The 15,883-nt window shown below is 60.6% G+C and carries 12 protein-coding genes; all 12 read left to right on the forward strand.

Going from position 1 to position 15,883, the window contains the following annotated elements; all coding sequences use genetic code 11:
- Positions 1-41: 41 nt before the first annotated feature.
- Complete coding sequence (locus tag JQF37_RS06650) at positions 42-218, forward strand: hypothetical protein (protein ID WP_003176118.1); 177 nt, start codon at positions 42-44, stop codon at positions 216-218.
- The gene (locus JQF37_RS06655; RefSeq protein WP_189340270.1) at positions 202-3,156 is read left to right on the forward strand and encodes a sensor histidine kinase; all 2,955 of its coding nucleotides are present in this window, start codon (positions 202-204) and stop codon (positions 3,154-3,156) included. Before JQF37_RS06650 ends, JQF37_RS06655 begins: the two co-directional genes overlap by 17 nt.
- A gap of 22 nt (positions 3,157-3,178) precedes the next feature.
- Complete coding sequence (locus JQF37_RS06660) at positions 3,179-4,615, forward strand: sigma-54 dependent transcriptional regulator (protein WP_130204856.1); 1,437 nt, start codon at positions 3,179-3,181, stop codon at positions 4,613-4,615.
- 808 nt (positions 4,616-5,423) lie between these two features.
- Positions 5,424-6,824: a polynucleotide adenylyltransferase PcnB gene (locus JQF37_RS06665; protein WP_047533333.1), complete on the forward strand. Its 1,401-nt coding sequence runs from the start codon at positions 5,424-5,426 to the stop codon at positions 6,822-6,824.
- Between the two features lie 3 nt (positions 6,825-6,827).
- Entirely contained in the window at positions 6,828-7,313 is a 486-nt protein-coding gene (folK, locus tag JQF37_RS06670) for a 2-amino-4-hydroxy-6-hydroxymethyldihydropteridine diphosphokinase (protein ID WP_130204850.1), read from the forward strand.
- A 298-nt stretch (positions 7,314-7,611) separates the two neighbouring features.
- Positions 7,612-8,412, forward strand: coding sequence for a 3-methyl-2-oxobutanoate hydroxymethyltransferase (gene panB / locus JQF37_RS06675; RefSeq protein ID WP_130204848.1), 801 nt, complete (start codon positions 7,612-7,614; stop codon positions 8,410-8,412).
- Positions 8,409-9,263: a pantoate--beta-alanine ligase gene (gene panC, locus JQF37_RS06680; protein WP_130204846.1), complete on the forward strand. Its 855-nt coding sequence runs from the start codon at positions 8,409-8,411 to the stop codon at positions 9,261-9,263. The genes panB and panC overlap by 4 nt, the downstream gene beginning before the upstream one ends.
- 210 nt (positions 9,264-9,473) lie before the next feature.
- Positions 9,474-9,854, forward strand: coding sequence for an aspartate 1-decarboxylase (panD, locus tag JQF37_RS06685; protein WP_003228271.1), 381 nt, complete (start codon positions 9,474-9,476; stop codon positions 9,852-9,854).
- 247 nt (positions 9,855-10,101) lie between these two features.
- Entirely contained in the window at positions 10,102-11,766 is a 1,665-nt protein-coding gene (pgi, locus tag JQF37_RS06690) for a glucose-6-phosphate isomerase (protein ID WP_047533342.1), read from the forward strand.
- A gap of 110 nt (positions 11,767-11,876) precedes the next feature.
- Positions 11,877-13,814, forward strand: coding sequence for an acetate--CoA ligase (gene acs, locus JQF37_RS06695; protein WP_130204844.1), 1,938 nt, complete (start codon positions 11,877-11,879; stop codon positions 13,812-13,814).
- A gap of 54 nt (positions 13,815-13,868) precedes the next feature.
- Positions 13,869-14,741, forward strand: a complete 873-nt coding sequence (locus tag JQF37_RS06700; RefSeq protein ID WP_130204842.1) for an oxygenase MpaB family protein — start codon at positions 13,869-13,871, stop codon at positions 14,739-14,741.
- A 75-nt stretch (positions 14,742-14,816) separates the two neighbouring features.
- A complete protein-coding gene (locus JQF37_RS06705; protein WP_130204840.1) occupies positions 14,817-15,833 on the forward strand; it encodes a class I SAM-dependent methyltransferase in 1,017 nt (338 codons plus the stop codon).
- The last annotated feature ends 50 nt before the right edge of the window (positions 15,834-15,883 follow it).

Raw genomic sequence — 15,883 nt, forward strand, 5'->3', positions numbered from 1 at the left:
CCGCACGTTTTCGGGCACGCGCATAAAAAAGAGAGGCCGGGATGTACATCTATCGCTTGGTCCTGCTCCTGGTAGTGGGGATTTACCTGTTTTCCCCGGCCATCATGGATTGGTGGATCGACGCCACTGGCGCCTGGTACCGGCCCTATTTGCTCTGGCTGATCCTGATCGTCGTGACCTTCATCCTGCAGAGCCAAAAAGATGCCGATGAGCTTTAGCCTGACCCAGATGATCCTGATCAGTGCCGCATACCTGGCGGTGCTGTTCGGCGTGGCCTGGATCAGCGAACGGGGCATGATCCCGCGGGCGATCATTCGCCACCCGCTCACCTACACCCTGTCGCTGGGCGTCTATGCCAGCGCCTGGGCGTTTTACGGCACCGTGGGCCTGGCCTATCAGTACGGATATGGATTCCTGTCCAGCTACCTCGGTGTGTCCGGGGCGTTCCTGCTGGCGCCGGTGTTGCTGTATCCGATCCTGAAAATCACTCGCACCTATCAGTTGTCCTCCCTCGCGGATCTGTTCGCGTTTCGCTTCCGCAGCACCTGGGCCGGCGCGTTGACCACGATTTTCATGCTGATCGGCGTGCTGCCATTGCTGGCGCTGCAGATTCAGGCGGTAGCCGACTCCATCGGGATCCTCACTCGCGAACCGGTGCAGCATCGCGTGGCCCTGAGTTTCTGCGCCCTGATCACCCTGTTCACGATTTTCTTCGGCTCCCGGCACATTGCCACTCGCGAGAAGCACGAAGGCCTGGTGTTCGCGATAGCCTTCGAATCGGTGATCAAGCTGATCGCCATCGGCGGCGTTGGCCTCTATGCGCTCTATGGCGTATTCGACGGTCCGCAACAGCTCGAACTGTGGCTGCTGCAAAACCAGACCGCCCTCGCCGCCTTGCATACACCGCTGCAGGAAGGCCCGTGGCGCACGCTGCTGCTGGTGTTCTTCGCTTCGGCGATCGTGATGCCGCACATGTACCACATGACCTTCACCGAAAACCTCAACCCGCGCTCGCTGGTCAGCGCGAGCTGGGGCCTGCCGCTGTTCCTGTTGCTGATGAGCCTGGCAGTACCGCTGATTCTCTGGGCCGGCCTGAAACTCGGCGCGACCACCAACCCGGAATACTTCACGCTGGGTATCGGCATCGCCGCCAACAGCAAGGCCCTGGCGCTGCTGGCTTATATCGGTGGATTGTCCGCCGCCAGCGGCCTGATCATCGTGACCACCCTGGCGCTGTCGGGGATGGCCCTGAACCATCTGGTACTGCCGCTGTACCAGCCACCGGCCGAAGGCAACATCTACCGTTGGCTGAAGTGGACGCGCCGGGCGCTGATCGTCGCGATCATCATGGCCGGCTATGGCTTCTACCTGCTGCTGGGCGCCGAACAAGACCTGGCCAACCTCGGCATCGTCGCCTTCGTGGCCACCTTGCAGTTCCTGCCGGGCGTACTGTCGGTCCTGTACTGGCCGACCGCCAACCGTCGCGGTTTCATCGCCGGGTTGCTGGCGGGGATTCTGGTCTGGCTGGTGACCATGCTGCTGCCGCTGGTCGGCAACCTCCAGGGCTTCTACATTCCGCTGCTGAACATGATCTATGTGCTGGACGATACCAGCTGGCACATGGCCGCAATCGCCTCGCTGGCGGCCAACGTACTGATGTTCACCCTGATCTCGCTGTTCACCAACGCCAGCACCGAAGAAGCCAGCGCCGCCGAAGCCTGCGCCGTAGACAACGTGCGTCGCCCGCAGCGCCGTGAACTGCACGCCGCCTCCCCCCAGGAATTCGCCACGCAACTGGCCAAGCCCTTGGGCGCCAAGGCCGCGCAGAAGGAGGTCGAGCAAGCCCTGCGTGACCTCTACCTGCCATTCGACGAGCGTCGGCCTTACGCCTTGCGCCGCTTGCGCGACCGGATCGAAGCCAACCTCTCGGGCCTGATGGGACCGAGCGTGGCCCAGGACATGGTCGAGACGTTCCTGCCTTATAAGGCCGGCGGTGAAAACTACGTCACCGAAGACATCCACTTCATCGAAAGCCGCCTCGAGGACTACCACTCTCGCCTGACCGGCCTGGCCGCCGAGCTCGATGCGCTGCGCCGCTATCACCGCCAGACCCTGCAGGAATTGCCGATGGGCGTCTGCTCCCTGGCCAAGGACCAGGAAATCCTCATGTGGAACAAAGCCATGGAGGAGTTGACCGGGATCGCCGCGCAACGCGTGGTCGGTTCGCGCTTGAGCACCATTGCGGCCCCGTGGAAAGAACTGCTGCAGGGCTTCATCAACGTGCCGGACGAACACTTGCACAAGCAGCATCTGGCCCTCGACGGTCAAACCCGCTGGCTGAACCTGCACAAGGCGGCGATCGACGAACCGCTCGCGCCGGGTAACAGTGGCCTGGTGTTACTGGTGGAAGACCTGACCGAAACCCAGATGCTCGAAGACAAACTGGTGCACTCGGAGCGCCTGGCCAGCATCGGTCGCCTCGCGGCTGGCGTAGCCCATGAAATCGGCAACCCGATCACCGGGATCGCCTGCCTGGCGCAGAACCTGCGCGAAGAGCGCGAAGAAGACGGCGAACTCAAGGAAATCAGTGGTCAGATCCTCGAACAGACCAAACGCGTATCGCGCATCGTCCAGTCGCTGATGAGCTTCGCCCATGCCGGCAGCCATCAGCACAGCGACGAGCCCGTCTGTCTGGCCGAAGTCGCCCAGGACGCCATCGGCCTGCTGGCATTGAACCGACGCAATTTCGAAGTGCAGTTCTACAACCTGTGCGATCCGGACCACTGGGTCGAAGGCGACCCGCAGCGTCTGGCACAGGTGCTGATAAATCTGCTCTCAAACGCCCGCGACGCCTCGCCTCCCGGCAGCGCGGTGCGCGTCAAAAGCGAAGCCGGCGAGCACACGGTCGACCTGATCGTGGAAGACGAAGGCAGCGGAATACCTTCGAGCATCAAGGACCGATTGTTCGAACCTTTCTTCACTACCAAGGACCCGGGTGAAGGTACCGGTCTGGGCCTTGCACTGGTCTATTCCATCGTTGAAGAGCATTATGGACAAATCACCATCGACAGCCCGGCTGATGTTCAGAGCCAACGCGGCACCCGTATCCGGGTGACATTACCGCGTCATGTCGAAGCGACGTCCGCTGTGAACTGAGACCGTCGAGAGTATCGAATCAATGCCGCACATTTTGATCGTCGAAGACGAAACGATTATCCGCTCCGCCTTGCGCCGCCTGCTGGAACGCAACCAGTACCAGGTCAGCGAAGCCGGTTCAGTGCAGGAAGCACAAGAACGCTTCACCATTCCCACGTTCGACCTGATCGTCAGTGACCTGCGCTTGCCTGGCGCACCGGGCACCGAGCTGATCAAACTCGGCCAAGGCACTCCGGTGCTGATCATGACCAGCTACGCCAGCCTGCGCTCGGCGGTCGACTCGATGAAGATGGGCGCGGTGGACTACATCGCCAAGCCTTTCGATCACGACGAAATGCTCCAGGCCGTCGCACGCATCCTGCGTGACCGGCAATCGACGCCTGCCAGCGGTGAACCGGTTGCCGGCAAAGTCGCCAACGGCGCGGCAAAAACGGGTACCGACAACAGCAACGGCGAAATCGGCATCATCGGCTCCTGCCCGCCGATGCAGGACCTGTATGGCAAGATCCGCAAAGTGGCGCCGACTGATTCCAATGTCCTGATCCAGGGCGAGTCCGGCACCGGTAAAGAGCTGGTGGCGCGCGCCCTGCACAACCTGTCGAAACGCGCCAAGGCGCCAATGATCTCGGTTAACTGCGCGGCCATTCCGGAAAGCCTGATCGAGTCCGAATTGTTCGGTCACGAAAAAGGTGCGTTTACCGGTGCGAGCGCCGGACGTGCCGGCTTGGTGGAAGCGGCGGACGGCGGCACCCTGTTCCTCGATGAAATCGGCGAACTGCCGCTTGAAGCACAGGCCCGCCTGCTGCGCGTACTGCAGGAAGGCGAAATTCGCCGGGTGGGCTCGGTACAGTCGCAGAAAGTCGATGTGCGCCTGATCGCCGCGACTCACCGCGACCTCAAGAGCCTGGCGAAAATCGGCCAGTTCCGTGAAGACTTGTATTACCGCCTCCACGTGATCGCACTGAAACTGCCGGCCCTGCGTGAGCGCGGTGCCGACGTCAACGAAATCGCCAACGCATTCCTGGCGCGGCAGAGCGCGCGGATCAACCGCACCGACCTGAAGTTTGCCCCGGATGCCGAGCAAGCCATTCGCCATTACTCATGGCCCGGTAACGTTCGAGAACTGGAAAACGCCGTCGAGCGCGCTGTCATCCTGAGCGAGAGCCCGGAAATATCCGCCGAGCTGCTGGGCATCGACATTGAGCTGAGTGATCTGGAAGACGACGAATTCATCGGCCTGGCACCGCAACAAGGCAACAGTGCCGCCAACAACAGCCACGAGCCGACCGAAGACCTGTCCCTGGAAGACTACTTCCAGCACTTCGTCCTTGAACATCAGGACCACATGACCGAAACCGAACTGGCACGCAAACTCGGGGTAAGCCGCAAATGCCTGTGGGAACGCCGTCAGCGCCTGGGCATCCCACGGCGCAAGACCGGGGTTGCCAGCGAAAGCTGAACGCCACCTGTCTCATGTGCGGGTAACACATGATTTTGTGAAGAAACTGTTACCTCAGGTTTTTCACGTAACAGAAGCCGGGGCTTACGGTAACGAAGCCCCGGCTTTTTTTGGCCTTCAGCAACCCCATCAATACGGGCAAGCCCTTGTTTTACTGGGGTTTGTAAAAGTTGGCACGCACCCTGCTATATGTTTGGTACAAGAACAATAACAAGCAATGCACAAGACAATAAAAATAAGACGAATCGACTCACGCACAATAAAAACAAGACGGCGAGAGGCGCAGCTAACTGATTCTTTTGGAGAGGCGTTGTATTTGGGGCTTGCCCCACGACCAGGCCGAGAACAACAAAAAACTGTCTTAAGACAGAGCCTGTACTGGTTGGATCGCAAGATCAACGCAACACAGCGACCAAAGCAATCCGTTTGCTCTTGGCTCCCGATTGGGAGGGTCATGAAGGAAAACTTCATGGCGAGGGCACTTAACAAAAACAAAAAGCCCGAAACCAATAATAAAAACAGAGCATGCAACTACTTCTTGGGGAGCTTCGGCTCCCCTTGTAGTTTCTGGCAAGTGGGCTTGCCCCCGCTGGGTGCGAAGCAGCCCCAAGCGCCTGAGCGCTTCCGACATCTTGCCAGTGCTGTGCACTGGAACGGGGCATACCCCCTCTCCACAGTGCCTACCAGACATCTCCTTCAAGCGCTTTTGCAGCTTCCTACACCATCCCCCGACTAAATGCTAGAATCCCGGCCCATCATGCGGTCATTCTTCGTTTTTGGCCGAACATTCCTTCAAACAGTGCATCCCATGCTGAAGAAGCTGTTCCAGTCATTCCGTACTCCCCTGCGTCGTACGCAACACATCCGCAGCACACCTGAAGTGCTCAACAGCGGCCAACACTCGCTGCAAAAGGCGCAATTCAGCCGTTATGCGGTGAATATCGTCGAACGCCTGCAGGGCGCCGGCTACCAGGCCTACCTGGTCGGCGGCTGTGTGCGCGACATGCTGCTCGGCATCACGCCGAAAGACTTCGATGTCGCCACCAGTGCCACCCCCGAACAGGTACGGGCCGAATTCCGCAATGCGCGGATCATCGGGCGCCGGTTCAAATTGGTACACATCCACTTCGGCCGCGAAATCATCGAAGTCGCGACCTTCCGCGCCAATCACCCGCAAAACGACGAAGAGGAAGACAGCAATCAGTCTTCCCGCAACGAAAGCGGGCGCATCCTGCGCGACAACGTCTACGGCACCCTGGAAGAAGACGCGCAACGCCGCGACTTCACCATCAATGCTCTTTACTACGATCCGGTCAGCGAACGCATCCTCGACTACGCCAATGGTGTACACGACATTCGCAATCATCTGATCCGTCTGATCGGCGATCCGAAGCAACGCTACCAGGAAGACCCGGTGCGCATGCTGCGGGCCGTGCGTTTTGCGGCGAAGTTGAATTTCGGCATCGAAAAACACAGCGCCGTGCCCATCCGCGACCTGGCACCGATGCTGCGCGAAATTCCCTCAGCCCGTCTGTTCGAAGAAGTGCTCAAGCTGTTCCTCTCCGGCCATGCCGCGGACACCTTCGAGATGCTGGTCGACCTGCAATTGTTCGACCCGCTGTTCCCGGCCAGCGCCGAAGCGCTGGAATACAACCCGACCTACACCCACACATTGATCAGCGAAGCGCTGATCAATACCGACCTGCGCATCAAGCAGAACAAGCCGGTGACGCCGGCGTTCCTGTTTGCCGCGCTGCTCTGGCCTGCGCTGCCAGCGCGCGTGCTGCGCCTGCAGGAACGTGGCATGCCGCCGATTCCGGCGATGCAGGAAGCGGCCCACGAGTTGATCGCCGAACAATGCCAGCGCATTGCCATTCCAAAACGCTTCACCATGCCGATCCGAGAGATCTGGGACATGCAGGAGCGTCTGCCCCGTCGCAGCGGCAAACGCGCCGACCTGCTGCTGGACAACCCACGGTTCCGTGCCGGTTACGACTTCCTGCTGCTGCGCGAAAGCGCGGGCGAGCAGACCGATGGCCTGGGCGAATGGTGGACCGATTATCAGGATGCCAATGAAAGCGAGCGTCGCGACATGATCCGCGACCTCAGCGGCAAGGATGACGGCACCGGCGCTCCGCGCAAGCGTCGCCGCAGTGGTGGCTCCAAGCGCAAGCGCGCCGCGGGCGCCTCGAGTAACACGGGCGAATAATCCATGGAACGCATCTACATCGGCATGGGCAGCAATCTGGCGGCCCCCGCCGAACAGTTGCGCAGTGCCGTCGCCGCACTGGCCCGGCTGCCGCGATCGGTACTGGTCGGTGTTTCCGGGTTTTATCAAAGCGACTCGCTGCTTCCTGGACAACCGCGCTACACCAACGCGGTCGCCGCCCTCGACAGCGCCCTGGCACCGCTGGAGCTGCTGGATGCGCTGCAAGCCATCGAGAACGAGCAGGGCCGCGAACGCCTTGAGCGCTGGGGGCCGCGCACCCTGGATCTCGATATCGTGCTGTTCGGTAATCGGTTGATCGATGAGCCACGCTTGAAGGTGCCGCACTACCATATGCAGGAACGAGCTTTTGTCCTGTATCCGCTGGCGGAGTTGGCGCCAGCCGATCTGCGTTTGGCCGATGGTCGCTGCCTCAGCGAACTGCTCGCTGCATGCCCGTTCGTCGGCCTGGAACGCCTGTCCGCGAATTGACCCCAATCCCCCTGTGGAAGCGAGCCCGTTCCTACATTGGCGCGGTGTCAGTCCTACAGAACTTGCTGAATCGCATCAGTAACCCCGGTAACACCCCAGACGTAACAAGGCGGTAACACACCCAATTGACTTCCCGAGTTCTCCTCACGACTATAGGCGTCCCGTTGCCGTCAACACGGCGTTGAAGGGCGCAATCCAGGCCTTACAAGCACGACAAAAGAACGTGCGCCTGTATTTAACGAAGAATCACGCGCGTTACTCGCAGTAGTTTCCACAGCGCCTGAATGAGGAACTTTTCATGCCAGCCATCACCCTGACCACGCTGCAAGGTCTCAAGCAAAAAGGTGAAAAAATCACCATGCTGACCTGCTATGACGCGACCTTCGCCCACGCCTGCAATCAGGCTGGCGTTGAAGTTTTGCTGGTGGGCGACTCCCTCGGCATGGTTTTGCAAGGCCACGACAGCACCCTGCCGGTCACGACCGCCGAAATGGCTTATCACGTGGCTGCGGTCAAACGCGGTAACACCGATGCGTTGATCCTCGCCGACCTGCCATTCATGGCCTATGCCACCACCGAACAGGCCATGACCAACAGCGCCCTGTTGATGCAGGCCGGCGCGCACATGATCAAGGTCGAAGGCGCATTGTGGCTGGCGGATTCGATCCGTCTGCTCGCCGAACGCGGCATCCCGGTGTGCGCGCACATGGGCCTGACGCCACAATCGGTGAACATCCTCGGCGGCTACAAGGTCCAGGGCCGTAACGAAAACCAGGCGCGGCAAATGCGTGCCGATGCGATTTCGCTGGAACAGGCTGGCGCGGCAATGCTGCTGCTCGAGTGCGTTCCCAGCGAACTGGCCGAGGAAATCACACAGGCGGTAAAGATTCCGGTGATCGGCATCGGCGCCGGCAATCGCACCGACGGTCAGGTACTGGTCCTGCACGACATGCTGGGCCTGTCCATGACCGGCCGCGTCCCCAAATTCGTGAAGAACTTCATGGCCGGCCAGGAGAGCATCCACGCAGCCTTGAGTGCCTACGTCACTGAAGTCAAAGCAGCAACTTTCCCTGGCATCGAACACGGATTCTCTGCATGAACACCGTCAAAACCGTACGCGAACTGCGAGCCGCCGTGGCTCGCGCCCGCAGCGAAGGCAAGCGCATCGCTTTCGTGCCGACCATGGGCAACCTGCACAGCGGTCATATCGCACTGGTGACCAAAGCCTCGCAACGGGCGGATTTCGTGGTCGCGAGCATTTTCGTCAACCCGCTGCAGTTCGGTGCCGGCGAAGACCTCGACAAGTACCCGCGCACCCTCGCCGCCGATCAGGAGAAACTGCTCCAGGCCGGCTGCCACTTGCTGTTCGCACCCACCGTTGAGGAGATGTACCCCGACGGCATGGCGGGCCAGACCCGCGTCAGCGTCCCACAACTGTCCGAAGGCCTGTGCGGCGCCAGCCGTCCGGGGCATTTCGAGGGCGTGGCGACAGTGGTCAGCAAGCTGTTCAACATGGTCCAGCCGGACCTGGCGATCTTCGGCCAGAAAGACTTCCAGCAACTGGCGGTGATCCGTGCGCTGGTCCATGACCTGAACATGCCGATCCAGATCATCGGCGAGCCGACCGTTCGCGCGGCCGACGGCCTGGCGCTGTCGTCGCGCAACGGTTTCCTCAGCGAAGAACAACGGGCCGTTGCGCCGGTGGTGTATCGCACGCTGAGCGAGATCGCCGCGTCGATCAAGCAGGGTGAACGCGATTATCCGGCCCTGATCCGCGCACAACTGCAAAAGCTCGAAGCGGCAGGCCTGCGTCCGGATTACCTGGAAATTCGCCATGCGTTGACCTTGCGGCCGGCAATGCCCGAGGACCGCGACCTGGTGATTCTGGTCGCGGCATTTCTGGGCACGACACGGTTGATCGACAACCTGCACCTGAATCTCGACGCATAATTCCGAGCACCTCCATTCCTGTGGGAGCGAGCTTGCTCGCGATAACGGACTGACATTCAACATCTGTGTTGGCTGACAGTCAGGCATCGCGAGAACGCCCCCTCCCACAGTGTTTCCGACTGCTCCGCAAATTGAATTCCAAGCTGTATTGCCGCCCCCAACACCATCGGGCAAACTGCCCGCCGTTCGATTCCGACCCGGGAAACACTCATGCACGCCATCATGCTCAAAGCCAAGCTGCACCGCGCCGAAGTCACCCATGCCGTACTCGATTACGAAGGCTCCTGCGCCATCGACGGCGAATGGCTGGATTTGTCCGGCATTCGTGAGTACGAACAGATCCAGATTTACAACGTCGACAACGGCGAGCGCTTCACCACCTACGCCATCCGTGGCGAAGAAGGTTCGCGCATGATCTCGGTCAACGGTGCCGCCGCGCACAAGGCCAAGGTCGGCGATCGCGTGATCATCTGCGCTTACGCCCATTACAGCGAAGCCGAATTGCTCAATTTCAAGCCGCGCATGCTCTACATGGCACCGGGCAATGAGCTGAGCCACACCAGTAACGCCATTCCGGTTCAGGTCGCCTGATCGAACCCGCCATTCTCCACCCCCGGCCCCCTTTCTATTGTCCTCGCCTGCCGTACCGGTATAAAAAAGTACCGGTCGCAGGTCAGACAAAGCCAAGACAGATCAACCCGCGAGGTTTACTGTTACCGGTCTGCGCTATTTAATCGTGTGCACGCAGGCTGACCGGACTTCGCCCACAATGTGGACGAGACATTCCGGGACTTTCAGTGTCATAAAAGCCGTTCAAGTAAAAAGGAAACCCGCAGCGATGGCGTACTACCGCACCCCTCATGACGTTACCGCTCTGCCTGCCTGGCAAGCGTTGAATGACCACCGCCAGGCCATGCAGGATTTCAGCATGCGCGAGGCCTTCAATGCCGACCCGCAGCGCTTCACTCAATTCACCCTCAGCAGCTGCGGCCTGTTTCTCGATTACTCGAAAAACCTGATCAACGCCGAGACCCGCAAGCTACTGGTAGGCCTGGCCAACGAAGTCGACCTCAAGGGCGCGATCAAGTCGCTGTTCGACGGCGAAATCGTCAATGCCTCCGAAGGCCGCCCTGCCCTGCACACCGCCCTGCGTCGCCCGGTTGGCGACAAGCTGTCGGTCAACGGCGTCAACGTGATGCCGGAAGTGCACAAGGTGCTGAACCAGATCACTGACCTCGTTGGCCGCATCCACGACGGTCTGTGGCGCGGGTACACCGAAAAACCGATCACCGATGTGGTGAACATCGGCATCGGCGGCTCGTTCCTCGGCCCTGAACTGGTGTCAGAGGCGCTGCTGGCCTATGCCCAGAAAGGCGTGCGTTGCCACTACCTGGCAAACATCGACGGCAGCGAGTTCCACGAACTGGCCATGAAATTGCGCGCCGAGACCACGCTGTTCATCGTCTCGTCGAAATCCTTCAACACCCTCGAAACCCTGAAAAACGCCCAGGCCGCCCGTGCCTGGTACCTGGCTCAGGGTGGTTCGGAAGCCGAGCTGCATCGTCACTTCATCGCGGTTTCGAGCAACAACGCCGCCGCTGTGGCCTTCGGTATCCGCGAAGAGAACATCTTCCCGATGTGGGACTGGGTGGGCGGACGTTACTCGCTGTGGTCGGCCATTGGTCTGCCAATCGCCCTGGCCATCGGCATGTCGAACTTCAAGGAACTGCTGTCCGGTGCCTACACCATGGACCAGCACTTCCTGACCGCGCCGTTCGAACAGAACATGCCCGTGCTGCTGGCGTTGCTCGGCGTCTGGTACGGCAATTTCTGGGGCGCCCAGAGCCACGCGATCCTGCCGTACGACCACTACCTGCGTAACATCACCAAGCACTTGCAACAGCTGGACATGGAATCCAACGGCAAGAGCGTGCGTCAGGACGGCACCGCCGTTTCGACCGATACCGGGCCGGTGATCTGGGGCGGCGTGGGTTGCAACGGTCAGCACGCTTACCACCAGTTGCTGCACCAGGGCACCCAATTGATTCCGGCCGACTTCATTGTGCCGATCGTCAGCTTCAACCCGGTGGCCGACCACCACCAGTGGCTGTACGCCAACTGCCTGTCGCAAAGCCAGGCGCTGATGCTCGGCAAAACCCTCGCCGAGGCGCAAGCCGAGCTGCGTGACAAGGGCATGAGCGAAGCCGAAGTGCAACGACTCGCGCCACATAAAGTGATCCCGGGCAACCGTCCGAGCAACACCCTGGTGGTCGAGCGCATCAGCCCGCGCCGCCTCGGCGCACTGGTAGCGATGTACGAGCACAAGGTCTTTGTACAAAGCGTGATCTGGGGCATCAACGCCTTCGACCAGTGGGGCGTGGAGCTGGGCAAGGAATTGGGCAAGGGCGTCTACAACCGTCTGGTTGGCAGCGAAGAAGCACCGGCTGACGACGCATCCACACAAGGCTTGATCAATTACTTCCGTGGTCGTCACCGCGGCTGATTTGACGCTAATCCTGCGTGTGGTACTAACCTTGTAGGAGCTGGCTTGCCAGCTTCTACGAGGGTCGCGCAGCTCCCCTCTTGTCGCAAAAACAAGAATGAGGAACCGTCATGTTCGATATCAGCACGTTTCCCAAAGCCGATGCCGTCCGCCGGGCTGCACAGTTGAGTCAGGACGACTACCATCGCCTGTACCGCGAATCCATAGAACACCCCAGTACTTTCTGGGCCGAACAGGCCAACCGTTTTCTCGACTGGAGCGCACCCTGGCAGACCGTCCAGCGCTATGACCTGAAAACCGGCGAGGCCAGCTGGTTTGCCGGCGGCCAGTTGAACGTCAGTTACAACTGCATCGACCGCCATCTGGAAAAGCGCGGCGATCAAACCGCGATTATCTGGGAAGGCGACGACCCCGCCGAATCCACACAGATCACCTACAGAAAACTGCATCACAACGTCTGTCGCCTGGCCAACGTGCTCAAAAGCCGTGGCGTGAAAAAAGGCGACCGGGTGTGCATCTACATGCCGATGATTCCCGAAGCGGCGTTCGCCATGCTCGCCTGCACGCGCATCGGCGCGGTGCACTCCGTCGTGTTTGGCGGTTTCTCCCCCGATTCATTGCGTGACCGGATACTCGATGCCGACTGCCGCACCGTGATTACCGCCGATGAAGGCGTGCGCGGCGGCAAGTTCGTGCCACTCAAACAGAATGTCGACAAAGCACTGCAAAGTTGCTCTGGCGTCAGCACAGTGATCGTGGTCGAGCGCACACAGAATCAGGTGAACTGGGTCGAAGGCCGGGATATCTGGTATCACCAGGCGTTGCGCGATGTCACCGACGACTGCCCACCCGAACCGATGGACGCCGAAGACCCACTGTTCATCCTCTATACCTCCGGCAGCACCGGCAAACCCAAGGGGGTGTTGCACACCACCGGTGGCTACCTGCTGCAAGCGGCGATGACCTTCAAATACGTGCTGGACTACCGCGATGGCGAAGTGTTCTGGTGCACCGCCGATGTCGGCTGGGTGACCGGACACAGCTACATCGTCTATGGCCCGCTGGCCAATGGCGCGACCACGCTGATCTTCGAAGGCGTGCCGAGCTACCCGAACACTTCGCGCTTCTGGCAAGTGATCGATAAACACAAGGTCAACATCTTCTACACCGCCCCCACGGCCCTGCGCGCACTGATGCGTGAAGGTGCCGGGCCGTTGCAGGACACTTCGCGGGCAAGCCTCAGACTGCTGGGCACCGTCGGTGAGCCAATCAACCCGGAAGCGTGGGAATGGTACTTCCATGTGGTCGGCGAAGAGCGCTGTCCGATCGTCGACACCTGGTGGCAGACCGAAACCGGCGGCATCATGCTCAGCCCCCTGGTCAGCGCGCAACGGATCAAACCCGGCTGCGCCACCCAGCCGATGTTCGGCGTGCAACCGGTGCTGCTCGATGAGCATGGCAAGGAAATCAAAGGCGCCGGCAGCGGCGTGCTGGCGATAAAGTCGAGTTGGCCGGCGCAGATCCGCAGCGTCTACCGCGACCCGCAACGCATGGTCGACACCTACTTCAAGCCCTATCCCGGCTATTACTTCACCGGTGACGGCGCACGCCGCGACGAGGATGGCGACTACTGGATCACCGGGCGTATCGACGATGTGATCAACGTTTCCGGGCACCGCATCGGCACCGCCGAAGTGGAAAGCGCCCTGGTGCTGCACGACAGCATTGCCGAAGCCGCCGTGGTCGGTTACCCCCATGACATCAAGGGCCAGGGCATCTACGCCTTCGTCACCCCCATGAACGGCATCGATCCCAACGATGAACTGAAAAAGGAACTGCTGGCCCACGTCAGCAAGGAAATCGGCAGCTTCGCCAAACCGGACCTGATCCAGTGGGCGCCCGCCTTGCCGAAAACCCGTTCGGGCAAGATCATGCGGCGTATCCTGCGCAAGATCGCCTGCAACGAACTCGACAGCCTGGGGGATACCTCGACCCTCGCCGACCCAAGCGTAGTGCAGGGCTTGATCGACAAACGCCTGAACCAATAACGTGCCTTTGCAGGAGCGAGCAAGCTCGCTCCTGCAGAAACTGACTGAGCCCCCATGGAATTCATCCGCAGCCGTATCGAAAGCCAAATCATGAGCCTGACCGGTTTGTCCCTGGGCAAGCTCGACCTGGAAAACCCCAAAGGCGATCCAGGCCTGTTCGGACCTGACTCGGTGAGTTGGCAGGTTCACGGCGACTTCAGCAGCATGCTCATCGGCGGTATCAGCGCCCTGATGCTGCAAGCCCTGCATCCGCTGGCGCTGGCCGGTGTCTGGGACCATTCGAATTTTCGCGAGGACATGCTCGGTCGCCTGCGCCGCACCGGGCAGTTCATTTCCGGCACCACCTTCGGTTCGCGACGGGACGCCGACTGGCTGATCGAGAAGGTCCGCACCATTCATTTGCAAGTGACCGGCACGGCGCCCGATGGTCGCCCCTATGCCGCCAGCGACCCCGACCTGCTGACCTGGGTGCATGTGGCCGAGGTCAGCAACTTCCTCGCCGCGCACCTGCGCTATCGCAACCCGCGCCTTTCTCCGGCCGATCAGGATCGCTATTACGCAGAAATCGCCCTGGTCGCCGAACGCCTGGGGGCCCGTGATGTGCCGCGCTCCCGACGAGCAGTTGCCGAATACCTTGAACGCATCCGCCCGCAATTGCTCTGTGATGAACGCAGTCGCGAAGTGTTGCGGCTGCTGTTGAACGCCCCCTCTCCCAGCCGTTTGGCCAAGCCTTTCGGGGGGATGATGATGCAGGCCGGGATCGATCTGCTGCCGGACTGGGCCAGTGACATGCTCGGCGTCAGCCAGAGCCCGCTGCAACGCAAACTGATCCGCGCCAGCGTCAATCGCAGTGCGCCGATGCTGCGCTGGGCGGTGCGTAATGGCTCGGTGCAGCGTGCCAAACGGCGCATGGGGTTGTTGACTTAATGCTCAGAGCTGCAAGCTTGAAGCTCAGTAACTGTTAAACTCCCGCGCCAAATTCCCTCCTGCAAGGCGCCCAGCATGTCTTCCTTGAATCAGGCGCTGCGCGCCGCCCTTGAATATCGCCAGGACCTGCTGGCCGAACTGCACCAGCAAGGCACCGACTGCTATCGCCTGTTCCATGGCAGCCAGGAAGGCGCCGGGGGCCTGACGATTGACCGCTACGGCCCGCAGCTGTTGGTGCAAAGCTTCCACCAGTCGCTGGAACGCGAGGCACTGCTGCAACTGCATGAAATCGTCAACCGGCATATGGGCCTCGACTTGCTGCTGGTCTATAACGACCGCTCCCGTGGCAACTCGCGTATCGATCGCGAAGACACCGTCTACCGCGCCGACGAAGCGGCCCTGCAAGATCTGGTCGGCCACGAGTGGGGGCTCAATTACCGGGTCCGCGGACGCCACGCAGGGCAAGACCCTTTGCTGTTCCTCGACCTGCGCAACACGCGCGGCTGGGTCAAGGACCACAGCAAAAACAAAAGTGTGCTGAACCTGTTCGCCTACACCTGTGGGGTCGGCCTCAGCGCCGCAGCCGGTGGCGCCAGCGAGGTGTGCAACCTGGACTTCGCCGAAGGCAATCTGGCAGTCGGTCGTGAAAATGGCCTGCTCAACCCGCAATTGCCGACCATGACGTTCATTCAGTCCGATTACTTCCCGGCCATCCGCCAATTGGCCGGCCTGCCCATCAGCCAGCGACGCGGGCAGAAACTGCCAAGCTATCAGCGCCTGGAACAGCGCCAATATGATCTGGTACTGCTCGATCCACCGGCCTGGGCCAAGAGTTCTTTCGGTACTGTCGACCTGCTGCGCGACTATCAAAGCCTGCTCAAACCCGCCCTGCTGACCACCGCCGACAATGGCGTGCTGATCTGCTGCAACAACCTGGCAAAAGTCAGCATGGACGACTGGCGTGAACAGGTTTTACGTTGCGCCGAGAAAGCCGGACGGCCGGTGCGAGAGTGGACGGTGATGAAACCCGGTGCCGATTTCCCGTCGATGGATCAGCAACCGCCACTGAAAACTCTGATCCTGCAGCTTTGATCCGTGTCAGACAAATCTGAAAAATCCTGAGCAGGCTGTTTGCTTCGGAA

The organism is Pseudomonas sp. MIL9, assembly GCF_016887925.1.
Classification (GTDB): domain Bacteria; phylum Pseudomonadota; class Gammaproteobacteria; order Pseudomonadales; family Pseudomonadaceae; genus Aquipseudomonas; species Aquipseudomonas mohnii.

Coding starts and splice junctions, on each gene's coding strand:
- JQF37_RS06705 (WP_130204840.1), top strand. CDS start 14,817: ATGTCTTCCTTGAATCAGGCGCTGCGCGCCGCCCTTGAATATCGCCAG.
- JQF37_RS06660 (WP_130204856.1), top strand. CDS start 3,179: ATGCCGCACATTTTGATCGTCGAAGACGAAACGATTATCCGCTCCGCC.
- panD (WP_003228271.1), top strand. CDS start 9,474: ATGCACGCCATCATGCTCAAAGCCAAGCTGCACCGCGCCGAAGTCACC.
- pgi (WP_047533342.1), top strand. CDS start 10,102: ATGGCGTACTACCGCACCCCTCATGACGTTACCGCTCTGCCTGCCTGG.
- panC (WP_130204846.1), top strand. CDS start 8,409: ATGAACACCGTCAAAACCGTACGCGAACTGCGAGCCGCCGTGGCTCGC.
- JQF37_RS06655 (WP_189340270.1), top strand. CDS start 202: ATGCCGATGAGCTTTAGCCTGACCCAGATGATCCTGATCAGTGCCGCA.
- folK (WP_130204850.1), top strand. CDS start 6,828: ATGGAACGCATCTACATCGGCATGGGCAGCAATCTGGCGGCCCCCGCC.
- JQF37_RS06700 (WP_130204842.1), top strand. CDS start 13,869: ATGGAATTCATCCGCAGCCGTATCGAAAGCCAAATCATGAGCCTGACC.
- acs (WP_130204844.1), top strand. CDS start 11,877: ATGTTCGATATCAGCACGTTTCCCAAAGCCGATGCCGTCCGCCGGGCT.
- JQF37_RS06665 (WP_047533333.1), top strand. CDS start 5,424: ATGCTGAAGAAGCTGTTCCAGTCATTCCGTACTCCCCTGCGTCGTACG.
- panB (WP_130204848.1), top strand. CDS start 7,612: ATGCCAGCCATCACCCTGACCACGCTGCAAGGTCTCAAGCAAAAAGGT.
- JQF37_RS06650 (WP_003176118.1), top strand. CDS start 42: ATGTACATCTATCGCTTGGTCCTGCTCCTGGTAGTGGGGATTTACCTG.